This window comes from Fodinibius sp. GM108, from assembly GCF_058386985.1.
Map to the genome: position 1 here is coordinate 117,404 of NZ_JBYEIR010000007.1, position 25,920 is coordinate 143,323.

Consider the following 25,920-nt stretch of genomic DNA (forward strand, 5'->3'; position numbering starts at 1 on the left):
CATTAAATCGCGCAAATATTCAAATCATACAAATTGTTATTAATGGGTAGCAGATGTTTAAAGAAGCTTGAGATAATATGGTGATAAAAATTTTTCGGAATGCCTGTGTCGCCTTTGTAAGGCAGGTTTTCTTTAGAAAAGGATCTTATAAAATTAATTCGTCGTCTTATTCTAAAACCTTCCAATGTGCGAAAAGCTTTTCCAGATAGGTTTAGGTCAAGAGTTGATGTGACTTTTCTGATTTATTGAAATCAAAAATTGATTCCATTAGGTAAATTGGATATGCTTTTCAGACCCATTGACATTTTTAACTGATAAGATTTTTTCTTTTGTATACAGATATTGTTTTTCCCACTGCTGTACGGCAACCTTTTACTTATTCTCTGCCTGAAGAACATCGGGGTAAAGCCGCAGTAGGTAAGCGAGTGTGGGTACCGTTACAAAAGCATAATGCCATCGGCTTAATCGTTCGGATTCATAATGACGAACCCGATTTTAATACTCGTGCAGTTAAAAAGATACTTGATGAAGAACCAGTTCTTTCTGATGAACTGTTACAGTTAACCCGCTGGATACATCGTTTTTATTATTGTGGATGGGGAGAAACAATACAGGCAGCTCTGCCTGTGGGGCTTAACTTCCGCTCCGAAAAACATCTGAAAGTGATCGGAGAGAGCATTCCGAAGCATTTTGATGAATCAGCGCGGGAAATTATTGAGGATATCCGCCAGGAAAACTCTTATCCCCTGAAAGAAGCCCAGAAAAGATGGGGCGATGAAATAGTAGAGAAACTGATCGGTCAGAAAGTAGTTGAGGTCTGGGAAAAGCCCGTTACAAAAATGGATCCCAGTACAGAAAATTTGTGGCAGTGGACCGAAGAAGATGCTCCTCTAAAAGCACAAGAGATTATTGCTGATCATGAGAAAGCAAATAACAGTTATAAATGGATTCGTGCCCTCAAATTATTGACTGCACTTGAGCTCCCGGAGTTTCAAAGTGAACTAACCAAACACGACCTGCTCGAATATTATACGCTTCAGCGAATTGCTAAAGAGGGACTTATCAAATCCGAAGAAGTAGAGTCAACAAATTTGAGTATGAAGCTGGAGCATGATCCTTCCCAGTTAAAGTCATTAAATGAAGAGCAGGAAGCAGCCTTTGAAGAAATAAATAATGCATTAGATGAGGAGAGATTTAGTAATTTTCTGCTCTATGGTGTTACGGGCAGTGGAAAAACAGAGATCTATATACATGCTCTGAAAAAAGTATTGGAGCAGGGTAAGGGGGGACTCGTGTTAGTACCCGAAATTGGTCTCACGCCTCAGATTGTCAGGCGTTTTCATATGATTTTCGGGGATGATATTGCCGTATTGCACAGTCGGCTGACCGATCGCGAGCGCTATGATGCATGGCGGGCCTTGCAAAAAGGCGAAAAACGTGTTGCTATCGGCGCACGATCGGCGGTTTTTGCTCCTATCCAAAATCTGGGATTAGTCGTAATTGATGAGGAGCACGATACTTCCTACAAGCAAGAAGACCCGGCACCGCGTTATCATGGACGCGATGTGGCGATCATGCGGGCACATATTAATGATGCTACTGTAATTATGGGTTCGGCTACTCCCAGTATGGTATCGCTCTATGGTGCCCGAAATGGGAAAAGTGAGTTTTTGTCGCTTACTCAGCGCCCTTTTGGTGCAAAACTTCCGAAAGTAAATATTTTGGACATGAAACAGTACCGGTCTGCAATGAAGGGACCTATTGCGGTGCCGCTGTTTGAGTCGATACAGGAGGCGCTAAGCAACGACGAACAGGTTATTTTACTGTACAACAGAAGAGGATTCTCCTCATACTTACAGTGTGCCAATTGCGGAGAAATTCCCGAATGCCCCAACTGCTCGGTGAGTTTGACATTTCACAAAGCCAAGAAACAACTGCGTTGTCATTACTGCGGATACTCGGAACGTCAGCCACGGCACTGTAAAGAGTGTGGAGCCAGTGCCGTTGCACCAAGAGGGAGCGGCACGCAACAGCTTGAAGAAGAAATTTCAGACCTTTTTCCCGATGCCGAAACATTGCGCATGGATTTTGATACGACCTCAGGCAAAAGCGCCCACGCCGATATTCTCAAAGCTTTTGGGCGCAAAGAAGCTGATATCCTGGTAGGTACTCAAATTGTAGGTAAGGGACTGGATTTTCCTGATGTCACAGTTGTGGGAGTAATTGATGCGGATACGGAATTAGCTTTTCCTTCTTTCCGGTCGGGGGAACGAATGTATCAGCTGTTAAGCCAGGTGGCGGGACGTTCGGGTCGCTCAGAGAAAGAAGGGAAGGTTTTCTTCCAGACGTGGCAGCCCGATCATCCCGCCGTAAAGATGGCGCGCGAACATGATTACAAGTCATTTGCCCGACAGGAGCTGGCCTACCGGAAAATGCTTCAGTATCCCCCATACTCCCGGATTATACGTTTTATATTTAAAGGGAAACAAGAGAGCAGGGTTCGCAAAGTGGCCGAAGCATATACGTCTTCAATTACCGAAGTGTTAGGCAAATTTGATTCGGTGCTGGGACCGTCGCCGGCAGCTATCGCCAAGATGCAGAATTTTTATCGCTGGGAAAGTTTTATAAAAATAGATCCGGGTAATGGGGCAGGAGCTATTGAAAAGATGCTTGATACAACATTCGAACATTACGACCAGCGAAAGCCAAAAGGAGCCAGTTCAGTACGAATAAATGTGAACGTAGATGCTCTGGAATGACGCGTAATACGTAATGCGTAAGAATTGCTCTTTATCATGAATTTTTTGTTAAGTGATAAAAATAAGAGCAAATATGCATTGATAGGTTCTCATCTGGTAATGGGCAATGAAATTTACATTACGAATTACGCATCACGAATTAATACAGCTTGCATTCTGTTGAATAAATTCGATTATTATATCGGTATAGTTCACCATTATTATTAATCATAAAAAGATTTTTATGGGTGAATCCCGGGTAAAATTAGCCGACAGCCAGGAAGAAGTTCAACGCTTCATGAAGTATGTCTTAAAGGACCTCCGGGCTCTTGATCGGATGCTCAAAGAAGGCGATTGGTTTGAAACTGATCCTATCCGGATTGGAGCCGAACAGGAGCTTTGTCTGGTTGATCAGCAGGCAAAGGCGTGGCCTCATAATATGGAAGTGTTGGAAAAGCTCCAGGAGAGCGATAATGGTTCTTTTACAACGGAGTACGCAAAATATAATCTCGAGATAAATATGGAACCGCTGGAGTTCCATGGAGATTGCCTTTCAAGAATGGAACAAAGTCTGCAGGAGCAGGTCGATAAAGTTCGTTCTGTGACTGAAGAGTTGGGAGGGGAGATCGTTCTGACGGGGATTTTGCCTACCATTCGAAAAGTTGATATCGACCTGAAAAACCAGACCCCGTTGCAGCGCTATCGCGCTCTTACACAGGCTATAAACAAACTGCGCGGCAGTGATTACGATTTGCGTATCCAGGGAATGGATGAACTCCTGATGAAATTTGATTCTCCACTGCTTGAGGCATGTAATACAGGTTTTCAGGTACATCTGCAGGTAGGACCAGACGAATTTGTTCCCAAATACAATATTGCTCAGCTGGTGACGGCTCCGGTGCTTGCTGCTACGGTTGGTTCCCCCATCCTTTTTGGCAAGCGTCTCTGGAGTGAAACGCGTATCGCATTATTCCAGCAATCGGTGGATACCCGCACGGTGGGCGATCATCTTCGCGAAAGCAGCCCGCGCGTGACGTTTGGTAATAAATGGGTGGACGAAAGTATTCTTGAAATCTTCCAGGAAGATACTGCTCGTTACCGCGTGATGCTGAGCTCTGAAGTTACCGAGGATGTTGAAAAGTTGCTGGATGAAGGTACACCTCCGGCCTTAAAAGCGTTGCAGGTTCATAATGGAACGGTATATCGATGGAACCGGCCTTGTTACGGCATAACGGATGGTGAGGCGCATCTGCGTATCGAAAACAGAGTTTGCCCTGCAGGTCCTACGGTTACTGATGAGGTGGCAAATTCAGCATTTTGGTTGGGATTGATGAATAAGATGGAGGATTATCATCCCAATATATCTGAGGAGATGGATTTTGATGATGCTCGGATGAATTTTGTTGCGGCCTCAAAAATGGGACTCGATACCAAGTTTCGTTGGTTTGACGATCAGCGCGTAAATGCGGTTGAGCTGATCACCGAGGAGCTGCTTCCGATTGCGCGGGAGGGGTTGGAGAAAGCAGATGTCGATACCGGAGATATTGATGAATATCTCGGTATTATCCGGCAGCGGGTTGATATTGGACAGACTCCTTCTAACTGGATTATCAGCAACTATTCTGCTCTGATGAAGGAAAGTGAGTCGAAAGAACAGACGTTGGCAGCCATTACCACGGCGATGATTAAAAATCAGAAAAAAGGGGAGCCGATCCATAAATGGGGACGCGTTCGCATGGAAGATCTGGACCACTGGGAGCCGTCGAGTCTGATCGTCGAGGAATTTATGACGACTGATCTGTTTACGGTGCAAAAAGATGATATCCTTGAGTTTGTTGCCGATTTGATGGATTGGCGACGCATACAGTATGTTCCGGTTGAGGATGAAAAAAATCACCTTGTGGGATTGGTGACAATGCGTATGATGTTTAATGAGTACGCTCAGGCAGTTAATCATGATGAGGACGTTGATAAAACGGTGGAAGAGATCATGATCAAAAATCCTATTACTATTCATCCGGAGGCATCGATAATGGAGGCAATGGACATTATGGCCAGCCAACAGATCGGCTGTCTGCCTGTCGTTAAAAATAATCAGTTGGTGGGAATTATTACGGAGCAAAATTACATGAAGACAGTAGCCCGACTGTTGAAGGTTTTGGATTTGAATAAAAGTACGAATGAGCAATCTGGCAACAGCTAAATCACAGACATTAAAATCTTCTGAAAGGATAATCGGATTGCTGGAAGGTGATCCGGACGGCCCTTCTGTAGCTATTCTGGCTGGTATACATGGCAACGAACCTGCCGGTGTTAAGGCTGCCAGAAACATTATAGGGATGCTTCGCAATGCTCCCCGTCCAATCAGTGGCAAGTTAACAGCTATTCGGGCTAATATGCGGGCACTGAGAGAAAGAGTCCGTTTTGTTGATGAGGATATGAACAGGCTGTGGTTTCCGTCGATAATAGAAAAAATACAGGGAACTCCCGAGAGCCGTATAGAGTCGAGTGAACGGCTGGAGATTAAGCGTATTCTGCCGATTCTGGATGAGATTGATGATAGAGCGGATCAGCCTGTGGTTTTGGTTGATCTGCATACTTTTTCAGCAGACGGTTATATGTTTACTATAACCAGCAGCGATCCGAAGCAGCGCAAGCTGCTATCGAATTTACATATACCCATGGTTTTTGGGATTGAAAAGTCATTGCGCGGTACAGCGTTGAGGTATTTTCAAAATAAAGGCTTTACATCATTTGGTTTGGAAGGCGGTCAGCATTTCGATGAGCTAACGGAATATAATATTACCTCGGCCCTGATCATTCTTCTTAAGACGTTGGGATGTATTGAAGAGCAGTATGTGCCTGAAGTCAATGAGTACGAACAGGATTTGAAATCCCAAACCAGTCATTTGCCCATTGAAACTGAGTTGGTTTACCAGCATATGATTGAACCGGGCGACGATTTCAGAATGCGGCCGGGCTATCAAAATTTTCAACCTGTAAAAAAAGGCGAATGGCTTGCCACAGACAAAGATGGAAAAATCATGGCAGTGTGCGACGGATATATTTTGATGCCGCTGTATCAAAGTCAGGGCGATGATGGATTTTTCATAATCAAAGAGCACGAGAGTTAACAAATTTTGTTATTTTAACTTTTTGCGAATTTTTGCAATCCAGAAGCTGAATTCCCATCAATTGTTTTATCTATGCAAGATTACCAATTTGTAGATGGCACACGCCTTTCATCGGTGATAGAAGCACTGATTTTTGCCAGCCCGGAGCCGATTTCGAAAGAAAAGATCTGCGAAATTATTGCCAAAGGCGAAGAAAATCTGGGACTTGAGACCGATGCCATCGAACCGTTTGTGGAAAAGTTGAATCAGCGCTATGAAGAAAATGGATTGGCTTTTAATATTGAATTTGTAGCCGGCGGATATACGTTTTCCACAAAAAAGCGGTATGAGCCGTGGCTGAGCATTTTTCAGCATGAAAGTGCGTATCGAAAACTCTCACAGTCGGCGATCGAAACATTGGCTATTGTGGCGTATAAACAGCCTGTTACCAAACCCGAAGTGGACGATATTCGTGGTGTGGACTCCGGATATATGCTTCGTCAGCTGTTGGAAAAAGTGCTTATTGAAGTGTCGGGACGATTGGATGCGCCGGGGAAGCCGCTGTTGTATCGAACGACCAAACATTTTTTAAAACACTTTGGCATTAACTCTATTGATGAGCTCCCCAAACCTCGTGAAATTGATGAAATCCTTAAAGATGATGATATGGCCGAGCACCGTCAGTTCCTTTTTGACCGCCAGCTGGAGCTGAAAGAACTACAGGAAAAGGTGGATGATGAAGATGCAAAAGACACCGCTCTTTCCCTTATTGAGGCTGTTGAAAAAATTGATGAAGATAATGTCCCCGATCTGGATGAGTACACTGCGGAAGAGTTACAACTGGAGGATGATGATCAAGAAGAAGAAAATGAAGAAACTGAATCAGAAGAATTGGAAAATGAACAGGATCAAAAAGATATTATAAATGGCGAAGAAGAATAGAGGTAGTAAGGAACCGCTGCACGAAGTTGAGCAGGATTACAGAGAAGATGAGGAGATCCGTCTGAATAAATATATTGCCCACTGCGGATTTACCTCCCGCCGAAAAGCAGACGATTATATTGCGGCAGGAAAAGTAAAGGTGAATGGAGAGGTCGTAACACAAATGGGTGTTAAGGTCCAGCGTACCGATAAGGTAGAAGTTGAGGGGCAAACGCTAAGCCTGGAAAAGTTTGTCTACATCCTGCTGAATAAGCCGAAAGATACCATTACAACAACCGATGATCCCCGTGATCGAGATACGGTTATGGATAAGATTGAGGATGCTACTGGTAAGCGGGTATATCCCGTGGGACGGCTTGACCGCCATACGATGGGCTTGCTTATCCTGACCAACGATGGCGATCTGGCGAATCGGCTGATGCATCCCAGTTATGAAGTGCGCAAAACGTATGAAGTAGAAACTGAACGACGGCTTAAAGATGATGAGTTGCAGAAATTAGCTCAGGGTATCGAACTTGAGGATGGTCCTGCCCAGGCGCACAACCTTTCTCGTACACAAGATGGATTTGTGCTCTCTATTTTTGAAGGGCGGAACCGGCTGGTCCGGCGCATGGTAGAATATTTTGATACGGAAGTGACGAAACTTAAACGTATTGAGTACGCCGGCTTGACTTTGCAAGGTGTTAAGATGGGCCGGTGGAGATATCTCCGGAAAGGAGAAATCAACGGTCTGCGCAAGCTGGTAAAATTAGATCCGCTCGATTTTAACAAATGATAATACGATAGCTAAGTGTGATTACCACAAACGTCATCCCGGACTTGATCCGGGATCTCGCGCAGCAGGAACCTTTGATATCGGCACGTGATTCAATCAGCGGTTCTTGCAATCCTAATAGCTTTGACGATGACCCGCGGACTAAGTGGTACAGGTATTTGATCGTTAAACACGTTAAAAAGTTTTAGTAAAGAAAGAGATTGAAGATCATGAAGACAACATCTGTTAATAAGATTTCAGGTTCCATTCCATCATCCGAAGGTCTGCCAATTTATTACGATCTCTATTATCCCGAAGATCAAGCGACACGAAAGCTGCCTGTCATAATTTTTCTGCATGGATTCAAAGGATTTAAAGACTGGGGCGCCTTTCCGGATGCCTGTGCCGAATTGAGTACTGCCGGTTTTGCTGTGATAGCTATAAACTTTTCGCTTAACGGCGTCGGCGAAAGTATGACAGAATTTGATCAACTGGATCTGTTTGCCCGTGAAACGCTAAGTCAGGATCTTGAGGATGTTGGATCGGTTATTAATGGTTTGCAAGAGGGAGAAATCTCAGCTCATGACCTCTCACTGGATACGAACTCCATTGGAATTTTAGGGCACTCCCGCGGCGGACATACGGCCGTTGCGGCAGCGGCAGAGTATGATGAGATTGTCTGTCTGGTAACATGGTCGGCGGTGGCTGATTATAACGAGCGATGGAGCAATGATATGATTTCCGACTGGAAAGAAAAGGGCGTTACTGAAATCAAAAACGGACGTACCGGACAGATGATGCCGGTAAAGAAAGTGGTCTATGACGACGCTCTCGAAAATGCAGGTCGGCTGATGGCCGCCACGCGGGCTGAAGAGTTAGATATTCCGAGCCTTTTCATCCATTCAAAAGGGGATGAAGCCGTTCCATTTTTTGAAGCAGAAAAGTTGTATGACAGCTGTGCATCAAAAGAAAAAGAGATAATGCTGGTTCCCGATTCGGGCCATACCTTCGGAACAGCTCACCCGTTTAATGAAGAAACATTTCCGGGTCCATTTAGTCAGGTAGTTGACAAAACTAGAGAGTGGTTTACCTCTCATCTGCAATAACAGATATTTTAAGCAGTTATGAGGTAAAAACGTGAATATTGGACGACATATCTTACTTTATTTATCCTTGCTGGTTTTTGCATTTTCTGCAGAAGCCCAGGTACCGGAACTGATTAACAATGAACAGTTTCGTCCCGATGCAAAAGCGGCGGTAGACTCTGTCTATAACTTCAATTTCGAGGGAGCCGAAACGGCTGTAGCATCCTGGAAAGATAAATATCCTGACCACCCCCTGTGGAATCTGTTTGAGGGTATACAGTTTTGGTGGCAGGTGCTTTCTGACCTGCAGGATACCTCACAGGATGAGCAGTTTTTCGAGATAATGAAAAAAGTAGATTACCAGGCAGGAAAGCTGCTTCATGAACATTCTGATCATGTCGACGGGCTTATTATTCGGGCCATTGCCAATGGCTATCTGGCGCGTCAGTATGCCAACAGGAATGAATGGATTACAAGTATTAATTACGGGCGAAAAGCTATGAATGCCTATGAGCGCTTGATGGAGATACATCCTGAGCTTCCGGATTTAAAGCTTGCAGAAGGATTGAAAAGCTATTACCTGGCTCACATTCCGCAAGAGTATCCGGTGGTAAAAACAGTAAGCTGGGCGCTACCGAAGGGAGATAAAGAAGAAGGATTAAGGCTGATCCGAGAAGCTTCAGAAAAAGCTATTTTCGCTCGTGCCGAGGCACATTATTTTCTCGGCAATATAAATTATCACTATGAAAAAGAGTTCGATATTGCGGTTGAAAATTTTGAAAAGTTGTATGCCGATTATCCGCGAAACAATTATTATGCGCGGGTGCTGGTTAAAAGCTACTTTCGGCAGTATCAAAATGATAAGGCACTGAGTTTTATAGATCAGACATTACAGAGATGGCAGGAGAATGAGATCCCGTTTCAGAATGTGATGAAGGAAGAGTTATGGACATGGAAAGGTCGTATCCTGGAGAGACAGGGCCAAAAGGAAAAGGCATTGAAATATTTTCAAAAAGCTTTTGAAATCAGCAATGAATTTCCCGATGCAGATCAACGGGCATTTTATGCCGTTTCGGGCTTTTTTGCCGGAAAAGTATTGTATGAGCTGCAGAAGCCGGAAGAGGCAAAGTCATATCTTGAGAAAGCCAGCCGTGCAAATGCTGATAATGTCTTCTCCGACCGCGCAGATGATTTGTTATCCCAAATCAATTCTTAGTCTGCACTTTTTTGCCATTCTTGAAGTTCATTAAAAAAAAGAAAATTATTGTTCTTTTGTACTTTTTTTACTCCTATATTATCTGCAATAAAACAGAAATAGTAACAAATAGTATAAGAGGCGTTGCGGCTTAAAGCGAGAATGTTTGAATGTTAATTCATTCAAGAAGCATATCTAATCTAAGCCAGCCCCTATAAACAGAATAACCACTTCTAACAATTGAGGCTTACATGAATACAAAAGCTACAGCAATTACTATGCTGTTCGTTTTATTGTTTTTTTCAGGTTTTATGTCTGATGCCCAGGCACAGGATCGGAGAATTACTGGTAAAGTAACAGCAGAAAGCAATAACGAACCATTACCGGGTGTAACGGTCATGGTAAAAGAAGCATCAGGAAGAGGTACTGCTACTGATACCCAGGGAAATTATTCTCTTAACGTTCCTGAAGAATATGATGTACTTGTTTTTTCGTACGTTGGATATACGACCCAAGAAGTCACTATCGGGGATCAGACCGAAATTAACGTGCAGCTCAGTGAAGATGTACAACAGCTTGGGGATGTACTGGTTGTCGGGTACGGATCACAGATAAAAGAAGAATTAACGGGAAATATATCTTCGATATCGGGAGATGAAATTTCGCAAGTGCCTGTGAACAGCTTTGAGTCTGCAATTCAAGGGCAGGCTGCTGGCGTTTTTGTAAATGCCAGCAACGGTAAACTAGGACAGGGGATACAGATGCGTATTCGCGGGTCATCATCTATTTCGGCTAGTAATGAGCCGCTGTATGTTATTGATGGTGTACCGATGGTATCATCTAATGAGTCGTTCAATGGAGCTCCTACCAATCCGATGGCGGATTTGAACTATAATGACATCGAGTCGATTAATATCCTGAAAGATGCTTCTGCTTCCGCTATTTATGGATCAAGAGCTTCTAACGGTGTTGTCATTATCACTACAAAAAGCGGAAAAGCAGGACAGACAGAGTTTAATTTAAACTACCAAACTGGTTTCAGCAATCCCACGAGAACCAAGGATTGGTTAAATGCCGAAGAGTATGTGGAGTTATTTACCGAAGCCGCTGAAAATTCTCCCTTTGGAGATCTTTCTGGCAGCTACCTTGAAGGGCAATTTGATGGGTTTTCCGGCGGAACGGATTGGGCAAATGGAGCGGTAGATTCTGACTGGCAGAGCGAAGCTTTTCAGGATGCTACATTAAATAAAATGGACCTAAGTGCTGCCGGCGGGAATGATAAAACCACCTTTTACGTCTCCGGATCTTACAGTGATGAAGAAGGTATCTTGATTCGCAATAGCTTTGAGCGCATAAGCGGTCGGTTGAATCTTGATCATAACGTAAATGATGATCTTAGATTGGGAGCAAACCTGTCTCTGGCGCGCTCGATAAACAATCGGGTTTCTAACGATAATGGCTTTGCTACGCCGATTCAGTTGGTGGCTCTGCCTCCGATTACACCCATATATGAGCCCAATGCGGATGCGCTACCAGAATATCAGAAAACAAATGATCTATATACCGGCACTTTGTACTTCAATAATTTGCTGTACAAAGACAACGTAAAATACGAAGTCACAAACTACCGAAATGTCGGTAACGCTTATGCCGAATATGACCTCCTGAATAACCTGGCTTGGAGATCAGAGTTTGGTATCGATCTTCTGGAACTAAACGGAGAAGAGTATTACAACAGCAAAGTGTCACGAAATACAGGAGCTCCGTTGGGTCTCGGATACAACAGGTTTGTCCGAAGAGGCAACTATAATACGAATCATTATCTAACGCTTGATACTAATCTGTCGCAAAGACAATCTCTGGAAGTTGTTGGTGGTTTTGAATACCAGTATACCCAGCGCGATGAAACGTGGGTACAGGGTGAAAACTTCCCCAATGATGATTTCCAGCAGGTTGAAAATGCAGCGTTGTTAACGGGTGGTACTGCTAATGAAACGGCGTATTCGTTCTTGTCATACTTTACGCGTGCAAACTATGATTACGATGGCAGGTATCTGCTTACTTTAAGTGCGCGTGTAGACGGTTCTTCACGTTTTTCGGATGATAATCGATACGGTTTTTTCCCCGCGGCTTCGGTTGGCTGGATATTGACGGAGGAGCCATTCTTGTCGGATAACAAGTTCCTGAGCTTTTTAAAGCTCCGCAGCAGTTACGGTATTACCGGTAATGCGGAAATAGGAAATTTCCCGTCACAAGGTCTTTTCGGATCTGGTACTTACTCTCGCATAGCGGGAATACAGCCCACACAGATAGAAAATCAAGACCTGAAATGGGAGCAGACCGCTCAATTAGACTTTGGTATTGATTTTGGATTATTCGATGACCGGATCACTGGAGAAATAGATTACTATATCAAAAATACCGATGATCTATTATTGGATGTAAATGTTCCGGGATCAAGTGGATACACCTCACAAACACAGAACCTGGGTAAACTCGAAAACAAAGGATTTGAGTTTCTGATTAATACCGTAAATGTAGTACACAGCGATTTTTCCTGGAATACCAGCTTTAACTTTGCTCTGAACCGAAATGAGGTGACTGATATAGATGGTCAGATTATTGAAGGCGGATATATTAACCGCGCGGTTGAAGGAGAGCCGATAGGCGTATTTTATGCCCGCGAGTTCGCCGGAGCAAACCCAGAAAATGGTGACGCCATTTACTTCCTGAATCGTGATCCATCGCAGGATGAAATCGATAATGGTACAGCATTTCAGGTCGAAGAGATGCATGGTGATCGTTATGTAACATCGAGTTTTAATACTGCAGAACGTGTAGTCATTGGTAATCCCAACCCTGACTTTACGGGTGGATTGAGCAACCGTGTTAATTATAAAGGCTTCGATCTGAACGTGTTACTGCAATTTGTCTACGGTAATGATATATATAATGGCGGGGGACGATTCCAATCTGCCAGCGCCGATTATTTCGATAATCAAACCAGAGATCAGCTCGATCGATGGCAAGAGCCCGGAGATATTACCTATGTGCCGGAAGCTCGCTTATTCGGAGCAAACGGCACAGGCGATTCTTCGCGATATCTTTCCGACGGTTCTTACCTGAGACTTAAAAAGGTAACGTTTGGATATAGTATCCCGAACGAGATCCTGGGAAGAGTGGGATTGTCAAAAGCCAGAGTTTTCGCCTCCGGAGTTAACCTGCTGACCTTTACCGATTATAATGGATGGGATCCTGAGGTAAATACTGATTATCTGGCCGATGGTAATTTGAGTCTGGGTAACGATTTTTATTCTGCACCGCAAGCTCGCACCATCACGCTTGGCGTAAACATTGGGTTTTAAATAAATTTTTAGGATTACTACTATGAGATACAAAATATTAGTTAGCATTTTTGCTATAAGTATGCTGGTTCTTACATCGTGTGATGATCTGCTCGATGTGGATCCAAAGCAGTCTATTAGTGCTGATGAGGCGCTGAATACAGCACAAAAAGTTGAAGCGGCAGTCATTGGAGCATACGACAATTTAAGTGATACGGATCTGCTGGGCGGAACTGTAATTTATGGTTCCGACCTTCTTGGAGATGACGGAACAGTCAGCTGGTTTGGTACATTTTCACAGCCCGATGAGCTCTGGCAAAAAAATATTTTAACGGATAACAGTTTTGTCAGGGATGTTTGGTTGGAAGGATACCAGACTATTGATATCGTTAATAATGCTTTGGCATCACTGGATGTTATTGAAGATCCAGCCGAAAGAGATCGAATTGAAGGTCAGGCAAAATTAATTCGTGGGATCGTCTACTTCGAACTGGTACGTTTCTTTGGAAAAGACTGGGCTGACGGGAATCCAAGTCAAAATCCGGGAGTTCCGATTGTCTTGGATCCCACCAGAGATTTCGAAAATGCACAGGTGCCGCGTAATAGCGTAGAAGAAGTATACAACCAAATCATTTCTGATCTGTCGGATGCCAAAGACTTATTACCCGAAAGTATCGAGATAGATAACACTGTATTAGGCAACACTTATGTAGCTTCTGGTTATCTGTCACGTGTTTATCTTCAGCAGCGAGATTATGAGAATGCTGGTCTAGAGGCTAGTCGAGTGATTGAAAGCAATAATTACTCTTTGACCCCACTGGTTTCGGGTGCATTTAATAATCCCACGAATTCTACTGAGGATATCTTTGCTATTCAGCGGTCTGATCAGGATGGTGACAACGATATGAATACGTTCTATGCCGGATCGCAGTATTCAGGTCGTGAAGATATCGAACTTACAGGGTATTCCGACCTGTTTGAAGGATTATTTGATGCCGCCAGTGATACCCGTGATGACTTCATTCATTTTGGTGCTTCCTTTGGCGGAGCGCTAACCAATAAGTGGATCAATTTCAGAAATGGGAACATCAATATCATCCGACTGGCAGAAATGTATCTAACCCGTGGAGAGGCTAGCTTCCGGACTGGGACAGATATTGCCGGTGTTTCTCCCGAAAATGATTTCAATGTGGTAAGAGCACGTGCCGGGCAGCCGGATATAGGTGCAGCAGATATCGACTTAGATTATATTTTTACTGAACGATATATTGAGCTCGCATTTGAAGGACATATACTGCATGATCGGAAAAGATTCGAACGATCGGCCAGTGGTTATGCCTGGAATGCTCCTCAGCTGATCTTTCCTATACCGCAACGTGAAATTGACGCCAGTGGCGGAAAACTAGAACAAAATGCGAACTACGGTTCATAAAAACTGAGAACTATAGAAGCAAAAAAGGCGTCTTCCTCTTCGGGTGACGCCTTTTTTGTTAATAGCTAGTGGAAGATCGATTAAGAAATCCTGTTTCTGTTGGATAGTTTAATTCCTGTTTTGCATCTGTTGTAGCATACCGCTCATATCATTATAGCCTTCAGGAATTTCAAACAGCTCCGCCGATAATGACTCTTCCTCGATTCGAGTAGCTCTCATCTGTATTGTGCGGTTGCCGTTTTCTATCTCGATCACTTCAAGCGGCATAGCTCCCTGCTCCATAAGTTCTTTAGCCCATTCAGGAGTGTTGTCTTGTTGCATTGGACTTTCGGGTAGCATAAAGGTACCCATTCCAGATGCCATGCATGCTTCAATATTATCGTCTTCAGAAGTAATTTCCCATACTGCACATTCTTTACCGGCAATGGTTTTTGTTTCTCCTGTTTTAGTTGCTTCTGCTTCAGAAAAATCATCCTGTTCATCAGCCGACTGGTCCATATCCATACTCATATATCCTTTCATCGCATCCATAATGATAACCATGCGGGACTCTTCAGGCAGTAACAGCATTGCACCTTTTTGTTGGCCCTGTCCAAATTCAATACGTGCTTTCGATCCCTTAATCATGTACGGCAGCTCATCGACTCCCTGTTTGGCTAAATCTGAAACCTCAAAATAGATTGTACCCTCAAAATCTTGTGCCACAGATTGAGCGGGAAAGCAGCTGATAGCCAAGACGGATAAAAACAAGATTGATAGTATATTTTTCATAATTTTTGCGTCTCCGTTAGAAATTATTGTCAGAAATTTCATAATAGAAATTACTGGTTTGTAAAGCTAATAATATTGATTACGGTTAACCATATTTCAAAGATTGGTAGTAATAACTTTTTACAAGATCCTTCTATATAAGATTTGTTATTTAATAAAGAGATAACAAATTATCCTTTTTACAAAATCATGTCCTTGAGATCCAGATTGCTAAAAACCAGTAAATAAATATTCATTTTATGAAATACCCACTATCACGCCTGTTAGGTTTCATTGTTATATTCCTTTTTTTACTACCATTTTTGACAGAGGCTCAGCCTGCTGATGCAAATCAAGTGGTTGATCCTTCTTTTCTGGAAGGATTAGAATATCGGTCAATAGGTCCCTACCGTGGCGGACGGGTGACAGCAGTAGAAGGGGTAGCTTCTAAACCTTATACATTTTATATGGGATCTACTGGCGGAGGTGTCTGGAAAACGGATGATGCCGGAGAAACGTGGACGAATATTACAGATGATTATTTTGAGGTTGGTTCTATTGGTTCAATTGAGGTGGCAGGATCTGATCCAAATGTGATATATGTTGGTACTGGCTCTGATGCCCCACGAGGGAATATATCAACAGGTCGGGGAATTTATAAAAGTACCGACAGTGGAAAAACATGGAAGCATGTAGGTTTGGGAGAGGACGGACTCATTGGTGAAATTAGAGTTCACCCTTCAAATCCTGATTTAGTATATGCAGCAGTTTTAGGAAATATTTTTGGACCTAATTCACAGCGTGGAATTTTCCGATCCAGAGATGGAGGGGAGACTTGGGAGAAGATTCTGTATATCAGTGATAAAACTGGTGCAATCGATGTAGAGATCGATCCTAGCAATCCGCGAATTTTATATGCCGGTTTTTGGAGAGCCGAGCGAAAACCGTGGACACTTATTGATGGTGCTGTGGAAGGGGGTGTCTATAAATCGAAAGATGGCGGTGATTCCTGGGAGCGCCTGGAAGGAGGACTCCCGACTGATGAGTTTCTGGGTAAAGTGGATATTGCGGTTTCTCCGGTAAATTCAGACCGGGTCTGGGTTATGCAACAGGCTAAAAAGGAAGAATCTGGCGGCTTATATCGCTCTGATGATGCAGGTAAAAGCTGGAAGCGCATCAACCGAGAGCATAAGCTGCGGCAGCGACAATATTATTACACACACCTGTATGCGGATCCCCAAGATGAGGAAACAGTTTATGTACTGAATACAGGATTCTACAAGTCGACCGACGGTGGAGAAGATTTCGAGCGCATTTCAGTACCTCACGGAGATGTTCATGATCTCTGGCTTAATCCCGATAATCCGAAGATTATGGTAAATAGTAATGATGGCGGGGCTAATGTAACGCTTAACGGAGGTGAATCCTGGACAACACAGCTAAATCAGCCAACCTCCGAATTTTATCGCGTCGAAGTGGATAATCAGTTTCCCTATCAAGTGTATGGTGCTCAACAGGATAATACGACGATCTCCGTACCATATAAAATGCCAGGTGATGTAAATCCCAAGCAATATTGGTATTCGGTTGGTGGAGGTGAAAGCGGTCATATTGCTGTCCATCCTGATAATCCTGATATAGTATATGCAGGTACCTACAGTGGTGAAATAACCCGCTTTAACAAAGAGACAGGCCAGACGTTACAGATGACGCCCTATCCGCATTACACAGAAGGGACTAATATGACAGAGCTGAAATATCGTTTCCAATGGAACTTCCCGATAGTTATTTCAGAACATGCTCCAGATACAATGTATGTGACTTCCCAATATGTCCATCGATCAACAGATGGAGGATTTACATGGGAGATTATCAGCCCGGATTTAACTACCAATAATCCGGAATATTTGGATCGTATTCCCGGTGGACCCATACAGCATGATGCTACGGGAGTAGAGGTTTACTGTAGTATCTTTGCATTTGAGGAATCTCCTCACCAGCAGGGAGAACTGTGGGCAGGTACTGATGATGGTTTGATCCATATCTCCCGAGACGGAGGCGAATCGTGGCAAAATATTACTCCGGGCAATATGCCTGACGGAGGGACTGTCAATGCTATTGAGATCTCAAATCATCAGCCGGGTACAGCTTATATCGCCGTCTATAAATATCGGGAGGCAGATTTCCAGCCTTATATTTTTAAAACCGAAAATTATGGAAAGAGCTGGCAGAAACTTACTGACAACAATGGTATACCACAGGACCATTTCGTACGCGTGGTACGTGAAGATCCCGATCGTGAAGGTTTGCTTTATGCTGGAACAGAGTTCGGTATGTATATTTCCTTTGATGATGGCGAACACTGGCAGCCGTTCCAGATGAACTTACCCCGCACTCCCATCACAGATATGAAAGTACATAATAAAGATTTGGTATTAAGCACTCAGGGTAGGTCGTTTTGGATTCTTGATGATTTGTCTCCGTTGCATCAGCTTGATGAGGAAGCTCAAGAAGTTGATGCTCATCTCTTTAAACCGAGAGATGCTTATCGGACACAGTTTCGGGGATATGCGGGCAGTCCCGGTCCTGATCCTTATCCAACGGGAGCCCTTATTTACTTTTACCTTAATGAAGATGTCGATAGTAAAGAAATAAAACTGGAGATCCTTGATGAGAAGGAGAACGTTGTTCGCAGCTATTCAACAGATGCTGAAGGCGAGGATGCCCTGGAGGTAAAGGAAGGATTGAATCGATTCGAATGGGATTTAAATTTTGATGGTCCGTTTGCCGTTGAAGATCTGGTAACGATGGTTGTGAGAAATCCTATTCGCGGTCCAGAGGCCGTCCCGGGAAAATATCAAGTGCGGTTGCATGTTGAAGAAGAGCAACAAGTGCAGTCTTTTATAATAAAAGCGGATCCGCGATGGGAAACAACTACTGAAGACTTGCAACAAACCCATGAGTTGGCCACGAATATTGCAGAGATGATTACCAACTTTCAGCGTGCTATCAAACAGCTCCGTTCTGCAAGAGAACAGGTTAAATCATTTTCCGAGAAGACTGCTCCAAAGAATGATGAAGAAATATCAAAAGTAGCTGATGAGTTAAGTAAGAAGTTTACAAAATTGGAAGATAAGTTGATCAACAACAGAATTGAGAGCGGGCAAGATCCTATTGGAATGGTTCGCAGATTAAGTAACCGAATGGGACGTTTATATCAGGTTGTCCGCGGTCATGATGCAAAACCCACGGCCGGTATGAAGGAACGATATGATGACCTCAAAGATGTTTATGAAGGGTATATGGCAGAATATGAGAGGCTAATAAAAGAAGGTTTAACAGAATTTAATGATCTGTTAAAAGAAAAAAATATCCAACATATAATCACGGAATAATTGTTGAGGCTTCAGTGGCAAGAAAATAACTTACACGTCGAGAATGTATTAATGGCAGGAAACCACATTACGCTATGTTAATAGGATTGATTTCAGACAGCCACGATCACGTGCCCCATATAGAACAGGCGGTAAATTTATTTAAGGAACGAGAGGTGGATTTGGTACTTCATGCTGGTGACTTTTGCAGTCCCTTTACGGTACCTCCGTTCGAGGGATTATCAATGAAGGGAGTATTTGGCAACAACGACGGCGATCACTATCTGCTGATGAAAAAATTCCGTGACATAGGAGCCGAGCATCTTGGTACGTTTGGTGATATAGAAGTCGGCAGTCGCAGGATTGCTCTTTACCACGGTACCGATGCACCGATTACCGATGCTCTCGAAATATGTGGAAATTATGATGTGGTTGTATCAGGCCACACTCATGAAAAACGTGCCGAAATGAAAGAGGAGACGTTAGCCATTAATCCTGGTACAGCACATGGTTTTGGAGATACAGCAACGATAGCCCTGCTGGATACAACATCCCTGGATGTGAAATTTAAAGAAATAGGATAGAAGTAGAGGCGTATAGCGATACACCTCTACTAAAAATTCACTATAAATTATCACACACGGCTTCGGTAAATGTTTCGGTTGAACCGCTTCCTCCGATATCCGGAGTGCACACCGATTTATCTCTTAGTGTGTAATAAACCGCCTGGCGTATCCGGTTAGCCAGCCGTTCCTCATCAACATATTCGAGCATCATCAGAGCAGATAGCAGAAAAGCGATTGGATTGGCTTTGTTCTGTCCGGCGATATCGGGAGCCGAGCCGTGGACAGCCTCAAACATTGCAGCATCATCGCCGATATTGGCAGCGCCTGTGAGACCCAATCCACCAACCAGGCCGGATGCAAGATCAGAAAGTATATCACCAAACAAATTTGTGGTGACAATCACATCAAACTCTTCAGGACGCAGAACCATCTGCATAGCCATATTGTCAACAATGAGATCCTCATACTCGATCTCGGGATAATCTTCGGCTATCTCTTCGCCCACTTCCAAAAATAATCCGCTGGTAAACTTGAGAATATTGGCTTTGTGAGTAAGGGTTACCTTTTTACGGTTGTTCTTTTTAGCGTATTCAAATGCCGCACGAATAATTTTCTCACTGGCCTCTCTTGTTACAACAGCAATACTTTCCGCATGTTTATTCTCTTCGACCCATTTTTCTTTGCCGATATAAAGTCCCTCTGTATTTTCACGGAACATAACCAGATCCACATCGTCAAAACGACTCTTAATATAGGGCAGTGTCTTAGCCGGACGAATGTTGCTGTAGAGTTCAAACTTTTTTCGCATAGCTACATTCACTGATCGGAATCCTGAACCTACAGGAGTAGTCAACGGCCCCTTCAGGGCTATGCGATATTTATCAATAGCTTCAAGAGTTTCATCGGGCAGGGGATTTCCCAGCTCTTCATGAGCTTTGAGTCCGGCCGTACAGCGAATCCAGTTGATGTCGGCACCGGCTTCATCCAGAATAGTAGTTACAGACTTAGTAATTTCAGAGCCGATACCATCGCCGGGAATCAGTACAATATCATGCATGATGAGAAGTGATTTAAAGTCAAATATGAAATTAAAATTATCCGCTTATAGTGAGCGGCAAAGATACAAAGAATAGCATAACTTATCATAAAGAGGTTACGCTTAATTATGTTTGGTGGAAACAGTCAAAAAGTTTAGTGGTATACCTTTTGACTTGATCACGCCGGTAGGCGGACAGGCTCCAAAAGGTATTAAAAGATCAAGGTCCTTCGTGGAATCCTCCGATTTATCGGAGGGCTACTTTGTAGCATCCACAGGACGGGCTGAAAGAATTGTGAAATTAGCTTCACCTTCAGGATGCGAGCATTTTAATGGTCCTTCTACTATTATTTTTGTTTATGAAAACATCGCCGGTACAAAATGCACAATCGCATCCTTTGGGCTCAGCACACAATTCTAAGGCCGGGGCTAAAACCCGGAATGTCTATCAAATGGTATAGCTAACATCTCATTTTTTGGTGGCTTTGTACTACCACCCCATCCGACCGCTGAATTTGCGATCATATGGATCGAATGGGCACATCGGATGGCAAAACAGCTATCTGTGTGTCACAAAGAGGAGGGCGAATTGGGGAGAAGTTTGGCAGAATTAATCATTGCTGATATCCAAAACAGCAGACCCTTCAAAGTTGCCGGCGCGCAGATCCTCGAGTGCCTCGTTGGCTTTTTCCAGTGGATAGGCAGTGACGTTCGTCCGTACCGGCACTTCCGGGGCTAGTTGCATAAAGTCGATACCATCCTGCCGCGTTAAATTAGCGACCGATTCTATTGAACGCTCTTCCCACAAATCGCGGTATGGAAAGCTCGGAATGTCGCTCATGTGAATACCGGCACAAACTACCTTGCCTCCCTTTTTTACAGCTTTTAGCGCCTGAGGGACAAGCTTTCCGACCGGTGCAAAAATGATGGCAGCATCCAGTTTTTCAGGTGGAAGTGTTTCCGATCCGCCGGCCCAGCTGGCGCCAAGTGAACGTGCAAAATTTTGTCCGCTGGTATCGCCGGGACGAGTAAGGGCAAAAACCTCTTTATTTTGATGTAAGGCTACCTGCGTGAGTATATGAGCTGCGGATCCAAATCCATAAAATCCAAGAGTTTGGGAGTCGCCTGTTTTTCGTAGTGAACGATAGCCAATGAGTCCACCGCAAAGAAGTGGCGCGGCTTGACGCGCGGGATATTCATTGGGAATGGGGAAGCAGAAATGAGCATCGGCTACGGTAAATTCCGCAAATCCGCCGTTAATATTATAGCCGGTAAAGCGGGCGTTGTCGCAGAGATTTTCCTGACCATTGCGACAAAATTCACATTCTCCACAGGTGTACCCAAGCCACGGAACACCTACTTTGTCGCCGATTTCAAAATTCGAAACGGCGCTGCCGACTTTGGTGACGGTACCCACTATTTGATGTCCCAATATCAACGGCAAGTTGGGATCTTCGAGCTCACCATCAACAATATGCAGGTCGGTGCGGCAGATTCCGCAGGTATGGACTTTTAGTTGCAGCTGATGTTTATCCGGCTCCGGTTTGGGGATATCCCGAAGTTCCAGCGGCTTACCAACCGAATGCAGTACCATCGCTTTCATAGGCTGTTAATTACTTTCTGATGAAATATAAGCAATGCCGTCCGGCGTGGCGCCTGTTTCAAAGTGAGAAATAACCTGCCAGTTTTTTGTATTGATGACCGCGATTTGATTGCTTTCGCTGTTGGCAGCATACAGCCGGTCACCCTTTGCCGAAAAGGTTATTCCGATCGGCATACCCTGCTTACCTTCTTTAACTGTTGAAATTTTGTGGATCTGCTGACGGTTATTCACATCAAAGACAGAAATCTCGCTCGATTGTGCATTAGAAACAGCAATTAAATCCCCCTGTGGTGATGCTTGTGCACGAATGGGAAATTCACTGCTTTTAAGCGTTTTGATGATTTGATAGTTGGTTCCATCAAGAATAGAAATTGTATTTTCGCTGCGATTGGTGATCCAGACCTCGTTTTTGTCCGGCACTGTAGTGATGCCTTCGGTACCGGCTCCCGTTTTGATTGTCTCGACAGCTTTTTTGGATTTTAGATCAAGCACGCTTACCGATCCTGAACCAAGATTCGTTACGTAAGCGGTCTGTTCATCCGAGCTTAGACACACCATATGCGAAACATCTTGTTCCGTTTCGATGGCAGAAAGAATGTCTTCGCTGTCTATATCTATGGTGATAACAGCCTGTTGCGCTTCGGCTGTAACAATGGCACGTTTTCCATCCGAAAACCACTCCACACCATGCGGACGTTCGTATTCTCCGAGAGAAATAGTTTTGGCTACTTTTTGTTCATTGAGATCGATTACTGTTAGAGAATTGCCTGGCGTTTCAGCGCCGTAATTTGTGATAATGGCGCGGCTCTGATCGGGTGAAACAGCAACTTCGTGGGGACCTTTGTCCGTTTGGTATCCCGCCAGGCGTTCTCCTGTTTCAGCATTTAGCTGCCATGCCGTGTTTCCTGTTTTATTAAGGATGAGAATAGAGTTCCCGTCGTTACTATGGCTGATATTACCCAGTGCAAGCCAGACAGAAATGAAGAAAATGAGTAGTGACTTCATAGTTTCGTCTCTTGGTTGTTTTAATAATTTCTTCTTCGTTTCCGCTGTTTCAGTTTTTCATCCAGGCTATACTTGCCAGCTCCGATAAACATCAGACTTAGAAAAACAACGGCCATCTCAATGCTGTGGGAATAATCGGTAAATGGATCTGCTGCTCCAAAATGATTTAGGGTAGCAACCAGCATTACCAGGAAAAGCAAAACTAAACTGGGAGTGAAAAACAAGCCCAATAGTAAGAAGATCCCGCCAAAAAATTCAGCTACGCCCGCCATGAATCCAAAGAACATAGGAGCAAAATCAATACCGATATACTGCATAGCCATACCTACTTGTTCCCACGTTTCGGGACCGCCAAACATTTTTGGATATCCATGCAAAATAAACATGATACCTAATCCAGCTCGTAAAATTAGAAGTCCGATGTTGCGAAGCTCTTCTTCTTTTCGGGATTTTACCATGGAATAAAAGTTTATTCATTATTATATGTGATGCGATAGATGGTGCCGCTGTGATCGTCAGAAATCAAGACAGAACCATCTTGAAGCTGTAATAGGTCAACGGGTCGCCCCCAAACAGCATCATTATCCTGTAGCCACCCTTCGATGAATGGGTTGTATGAGACGGCTTCATCACCTTGGAGGCTAACCGTAGTTATACGATACCCAATTTTTTCGCTTCGGTTCCAGCTGCCGTGCTCGGCTATTAAAATCTGATTCTGATATTCTTCAGGAAACATGTCACCGGTATAAAATATCATCCCCAGTGGGGCTACATGCGGATCCAGTTCCTGGACCGGAGGTTGAAATGACTGGTCCACCTGCTGACCCTGTTCACCGAATTCGGGATCCCAGATATCACTGCCGTGTTTATAAGGGTATCCGAAATGTTGTCCTGTTTCCGACAGATGATTCAGTTCGCACGGAGGCTGATCGTCTCCCATCCAGTCGCGTCCGTTGTCTGTGAACCACAGTTCATCAGTTTGGGGATGCCAGTCGAATCCGACCGAATTACGTACCCCCCGCGCTATAATTTCGCGGTTGCTTCCATCGGGATTAATTCTGGTTATTGTAGCAAAAATTTCATCTTCGGGATTACAGATATTACAGGGTGCTCCAACTGGTACATACAATTTTCCGTCGGGGCCAAAGGCTATATACTTCCATCCGTGATGACCATCAGTGGGATAGTCATCGGTTATCAATACGGGATCGGGGGGGTCCTGAAGCCGTTTGTCAATATCATCAAAACGTAAAATTTTACTTACTGCAGCCACAAATAGGGAACCGTTGCGATAGGCAATTCCGCTGGGCAGGCGCAGATCCTCGGCAATGGTATAGACGGTATCGGCCTTGTAGTTACTGTTTTCATCGACAACAGCATAAACTTTTCCTTCTTGTCGGCTGCCCACATAAACGATGTGATCGTCTCCCAGAGCCATTTGGCGGGCATTGGGGATATTGTCAGCATAAATTTCTGCAGAAAAACCGTCAGGCAGCTGAAGTTTATCCAGTATGTGTTTCGCGTTATCGGATGCTGAATTACATCCCCATAGCATTGCGGCAAGAATGATCCACAAAAAGGTTTTAAATGATAAGGCAGTATATTTCATGGTTCTTCACTTGCCGTTGAAAGTTGGCCATCCGAACGCAAAACTATTATACAATCCTTTTACTTTAATATCGAACATAGAAGCTGGTTGTTGTTTAAATAATTGTAAAGCCTGGAGATGATACGATCAATTCATTCAATTAATGTATCTATAAGGGAGAGAATAAAATAGCGGGGAAGTGTTTTCCCCGCTTCGGTTAGAAGAAATTAGACTGTTGCCTTTTCCTGGTGGGTTATTTTGGTTCCCAACACATCCAGAAAAGCACTTAGCCATTTCGGATGTCCGGGCCAGGCAGGAGAGGTTACCAGATTCCCATCTGTGACGACTTCGGTAGGTTCGACATCCTTGTAATTAGCTCCGGCCGCTTTCATTTCCGGTCCGCATGCAGGATAAGCGGTTAGCGTTCGTCCATTAATAACATCAGCTGCTGAAAGAATCTGCAGTCCATGGCAAATTGCTGCAACCGGTTTATCATTTTCAAAAAAGTGACGAACCATATCCAGCACACCATCCTCACGCCGAAGGTATTCGGGAGCACGTCCGCCAGCTACTACCAGCGCATCGTAATCAGACGGATTTACCGATTCGAAAGCGGCATTAAGCACAAAATTATGTCCCGGTTTTTCGGTGTACGTTTGATCACCTTCAAAATCGTGGATAGCCGTCTTTACTGTTTCGCCCTGTTTTTTACCGGGACAGACGGCATCTACTTTGTGCCCCACCATCTGCAGGGCCTGGAATGGCACCATGATTTCATAGTCTTCTCCAAAATCGCCGACAAGCATTAATATATTTTTTCCAGCCATAGCAGTTTTCTTTTTTTTGTGATTAGATTGTGTATAACCACAACTTCATCAGGCTGCTCATCGTTCTTGCCTGCTGCAGATATCAATTAGTCGGCTGATAAACTCGCGCTGGGCGGGATTGATCTTTTTACGTGCTTCAAATGGACCAAAATATTCGATGCGATCGATCTCGGGAAAGGTTTCCGTTTCTCCCGAATTAGGCGGCCACTCAATTTCAAACTCATTGGGAGCAAAGACGAAATCATCGGGGATCTGATATTCTACAGCCCAGCCGTGCACAATTTTTCCTCCCTTTTGCTTAATCGATCCCAGCTCGATGTAATCACCTTCGGGAACGAAGCCAAGTTCTTCTTCAAACTCTCGCTTGGCGGCTTTAAGAGACTCTTCATCTTCCTCAATTTCTCCCTTGGGAATCGTCCATGCACCCTCATCTTTATCCCACCAGTAGGGACCGCCGGGATGTGCCAGCAGTAATTCAAGACTTGGTTTTCGGCGAAAAAGGAGTATCCCTGCACTTGTTTTTGGCAAACTAATCCGAGTTTGGTTAGCAAATAATTAAAGCTGATGA

Annotated in this window: 19 protein-coding genes; 11 read left to right on the forward strand and 8 right to left on the reverse strand. The window is 44.0% G+C overall.

Annotation, left to right across the window (positions count from 1 at the left end):
* Positions 1-329: 329 nt before the first annotated feature.
* The 9 genes from priA (at position 330) to ACT3ID_RS13980 (ending at position 14,603) form a co-directional block, all read left to right on the forward strand.
* Positions 330-2,759, forward strand: a complete 2,430-nt coding sequence (gene priA / locus ACT3ID_RS13940; RefSeq protein WP_491542660.1) for a replication restart helicase PriA — start codon at positions 330-332, stop codon at positions 2,757-2,759.
* 223 nt (positions 2,760-2,982) lie between these two features.
* A complete protein-coding gene (locus ACT3ID_RS13945; protein ID WP_491542661.1) occupies positions 2,983-4,941 on the forward strand; it encodes a CBS domain-containing protein in 1,959 nt (652 codons plus the stop codon).
* The gene (locus ACT3ID_RS13950) at positions 4,919-5,872 is read left to right on the forward strand and encodes a succinylglutamate desuccinylase/aspartoacylase family protein (RefSeq protein ID WP_491542662.1); all 954 of its coding nucleotides are present in this window, start codon (positions 4,919-4,921) and stop codon (positions 5,870-5,872) included. Before ACT3ID_RS13945 ends, ACT3ID_RS13950 begins: the two co-directional genes overlap by 23 nt.
* Positions 5,873-5,944: 72 nt before the next feature.
* The gene (gene scpB, locus ACT3ID_RS13955; RefSeq protein ID WP_491542663.1) at positions 5,945-6,793 is read left to right on the forward strand and encodes an SMC-Scp complex subunit ScpB; all 849 of its coding nucleotides are present in this window, start codon (positions 5,945-5,947) and stop codon (positions 6,791-6,793) included.
* Positions 6,777-7,568, forward strand: a complete 792-nt coding sequence (locus ACT3ID_RS13960) for a pseudouridine synthase (RefSeq protein ID WP_491542664.1) — start codon at positions 6,777-6,779, stop codon at positions 7,566-7,568. The genes scpB and ACT3ID_RS13960 overlap by 17 nt, the downstream gene beginning before the upstream one ends.
* Positions 7,569-7,777: 209 nt before the next feature.
* Positions 7,778-8,653, forward strand: a complete 876-nt coding sequence (locus ACT3ID_RS13965; protein WP_491542665.1) for an alpha/beta hydrolase family protein — start codon at positions 7,778-7,780, stop codon at positions 8,651-8,653.
* A gap of 31 nt (positions 8,654-8,684) precedes the next feature.
* Entirely contained in the window at positions 8,685-9,848 is a 1,164-nt protein-coding gene (locus tag ACT3ID_RS13970; RefSeq protein WP_491542666.1) for a tetratricopeptide repeat protein, read from the forward strand.
* Positions 9,849-10,078: 230 nt separating this feature from the next.
* Positions 10,079-13,192, forward strand: a complete 3,114-nt coding sequence (locus tag ACT3ID_RS13975) for a SusC/RagA family TonB-linked outer membrane protein (RefSeq protein WP_491542667.1) — start codon at positions 10,079-10,081, stop codon at positions 13,190-13,192.
* Positions 13,193-13,214: 22 nt separating this feature from the next.
* A complete protein-coding gene (locus ACT3ID_RS13980) occupies positions 13,215-14,603 on the forward strand; it encodes a RagB/SusD family nutrient uptake outer membrane protein (RefSeq protein ID WP_491542668.1) in 1,389 nt (462 codons plus the stop codon).
* A gap of 108 nt (positions 14,604-14,711) precedes the next feature.
* On the opposite strand, the gene ACT3ID_RS13985 is transcribed toward ACT3ID_RS13980, so the two are convergent.
* Positions 14,712-15,416 (reverse strand): DUF4412 domain-containing protein, encoded by a 705-nt coding sequence (locus ACT3ID_RS13985; protein WP_491542669.1) that lies wholly within the window; start codon positions 15,414-15,416, stop codon positions 14,712-14,714.
* A gap of 197 nt (positions 15,417-15,613) precedes the next feature.
* On the opposite strand from ACT3ID_RS13985, the gene ACT3ID_RS13990 reads away from it, so the two are divergent.
* Entirely contained in the window at positions 15,614-18,748 is a 3,135-nt protein-coding gene (locus tag ACT3ID_RS13990; protein ID WP_491542670.1) for a VPS10 domain-containing protein, read from the forward strand.
* A 74-nt stretch (positions 18,749-18,822) separates the two neighbouring features.
* On the forward strand, positions 18,823-19,311 hold the full coding sequence (locus tag ACT3ID_RS13995; RefSeq protein WP_491542671.1) for a metallophosphoesterase: 489 nt from the start codon (positions 18,823-18,825) through the stop codon (positions 19,309-19,311).
* 40 nt (positions 19,312-19,351) lie between these two features.
* Here ACT3ID_RS13995 and ACT3ID_RS14000 read toward each other — a convergent pair whose 3' ends face one another.
* The 7 genes from ACT3ID_RS14000 to ACT3ID_RS14030 form a co-directional block, all read right to left on the reverse strand.
* Positions 19,352-20,350, reverse strand: a complete 999-nt coding sequence (locus ACT3ID_RS14000) for an isocitrate/isopropylmalate dehydrogenase family protein (protein ID WP_491542672.1) — start codon at positions 20,348-20,350, stop codon at positions 19,352-19,354.
* Positions 20,351-20,939: 589 nt separating this feature from the next.
* Positions 20,940-21,932: a zinc-dependent alcohol dehydrogenase family protein gene (locus tag ACT3ID_RS14005; protein WP_491542673.1), complete on the reverse strand. Its 993-nt coding sequence runs from the start codon at positions 21,930-21,932 to the stop codon at positions 20,940-20,942.
* 6 nt (positions 21,933-21,938) lie between these two features.
* Positions 21,939-22,937, reverse strand: coding sequence for a YncE family protein (locus ACT3ID_RS14010; protein ID WP_491542674.1), 999 nt, complete (start codon positions 22,935-22,937; stop codon positions 21,939-21,941).
* Between the two features lie 20 nt (positions 22,938-22,957).
* The gene (locus tag ACT3ID_RS14015) at positions 22,958-23,395 is read right to left on the reverse strand and encodes a DoxX family protein (RefSeq protein ID WP_491542675.1); all 438 of its coding nucleotides are present in this window, start codon (positions 23,393-23,395) and stop codon (positions 22,958-22,960) included.
* A gap of 11 nt (positions 23,396-23,406) precedes the next feature.
* Positions 23,407-24,546: a PQQ-dependent sugar dehydrogenase gene (locus tag ACT3ID_RS14020; RefSeq protein WP_491542676.1), complete on the reverse strand. Its 1,140-nt coding sequence runs from the start codon at positions 24,544-24,546 to the stop codon at positions 23,407-23,409.
* A 206-nt stretch (positions 24,547-24,752) separates the two neighbouring features.
* A complete protein-coding gene (locus ACT3ID_RS14025; protein WP_491542677.1) occupies positions 24,753-25,352 on the reverse strand; it encodes a DJ-1/PfpI family protein in 600 nt (199 codons plus the stop codon).
* A 57-nt stretch (positions 25,353-25,409) separates the two neighbouring features.
* Complete coding sequence (locus tag ACT3ID_RS14030; RefSeq protein ID WP_491542678.1) at positions 25,410-25,880, reverse strand: NUDIX hydrolase; 471 nt, start codon at positions 25,878-25,880, stop codon at positions 25,410-25,412.
* Between the last annotated feature and the right edge of the window lie 40 nt (positions 25,881-25,920).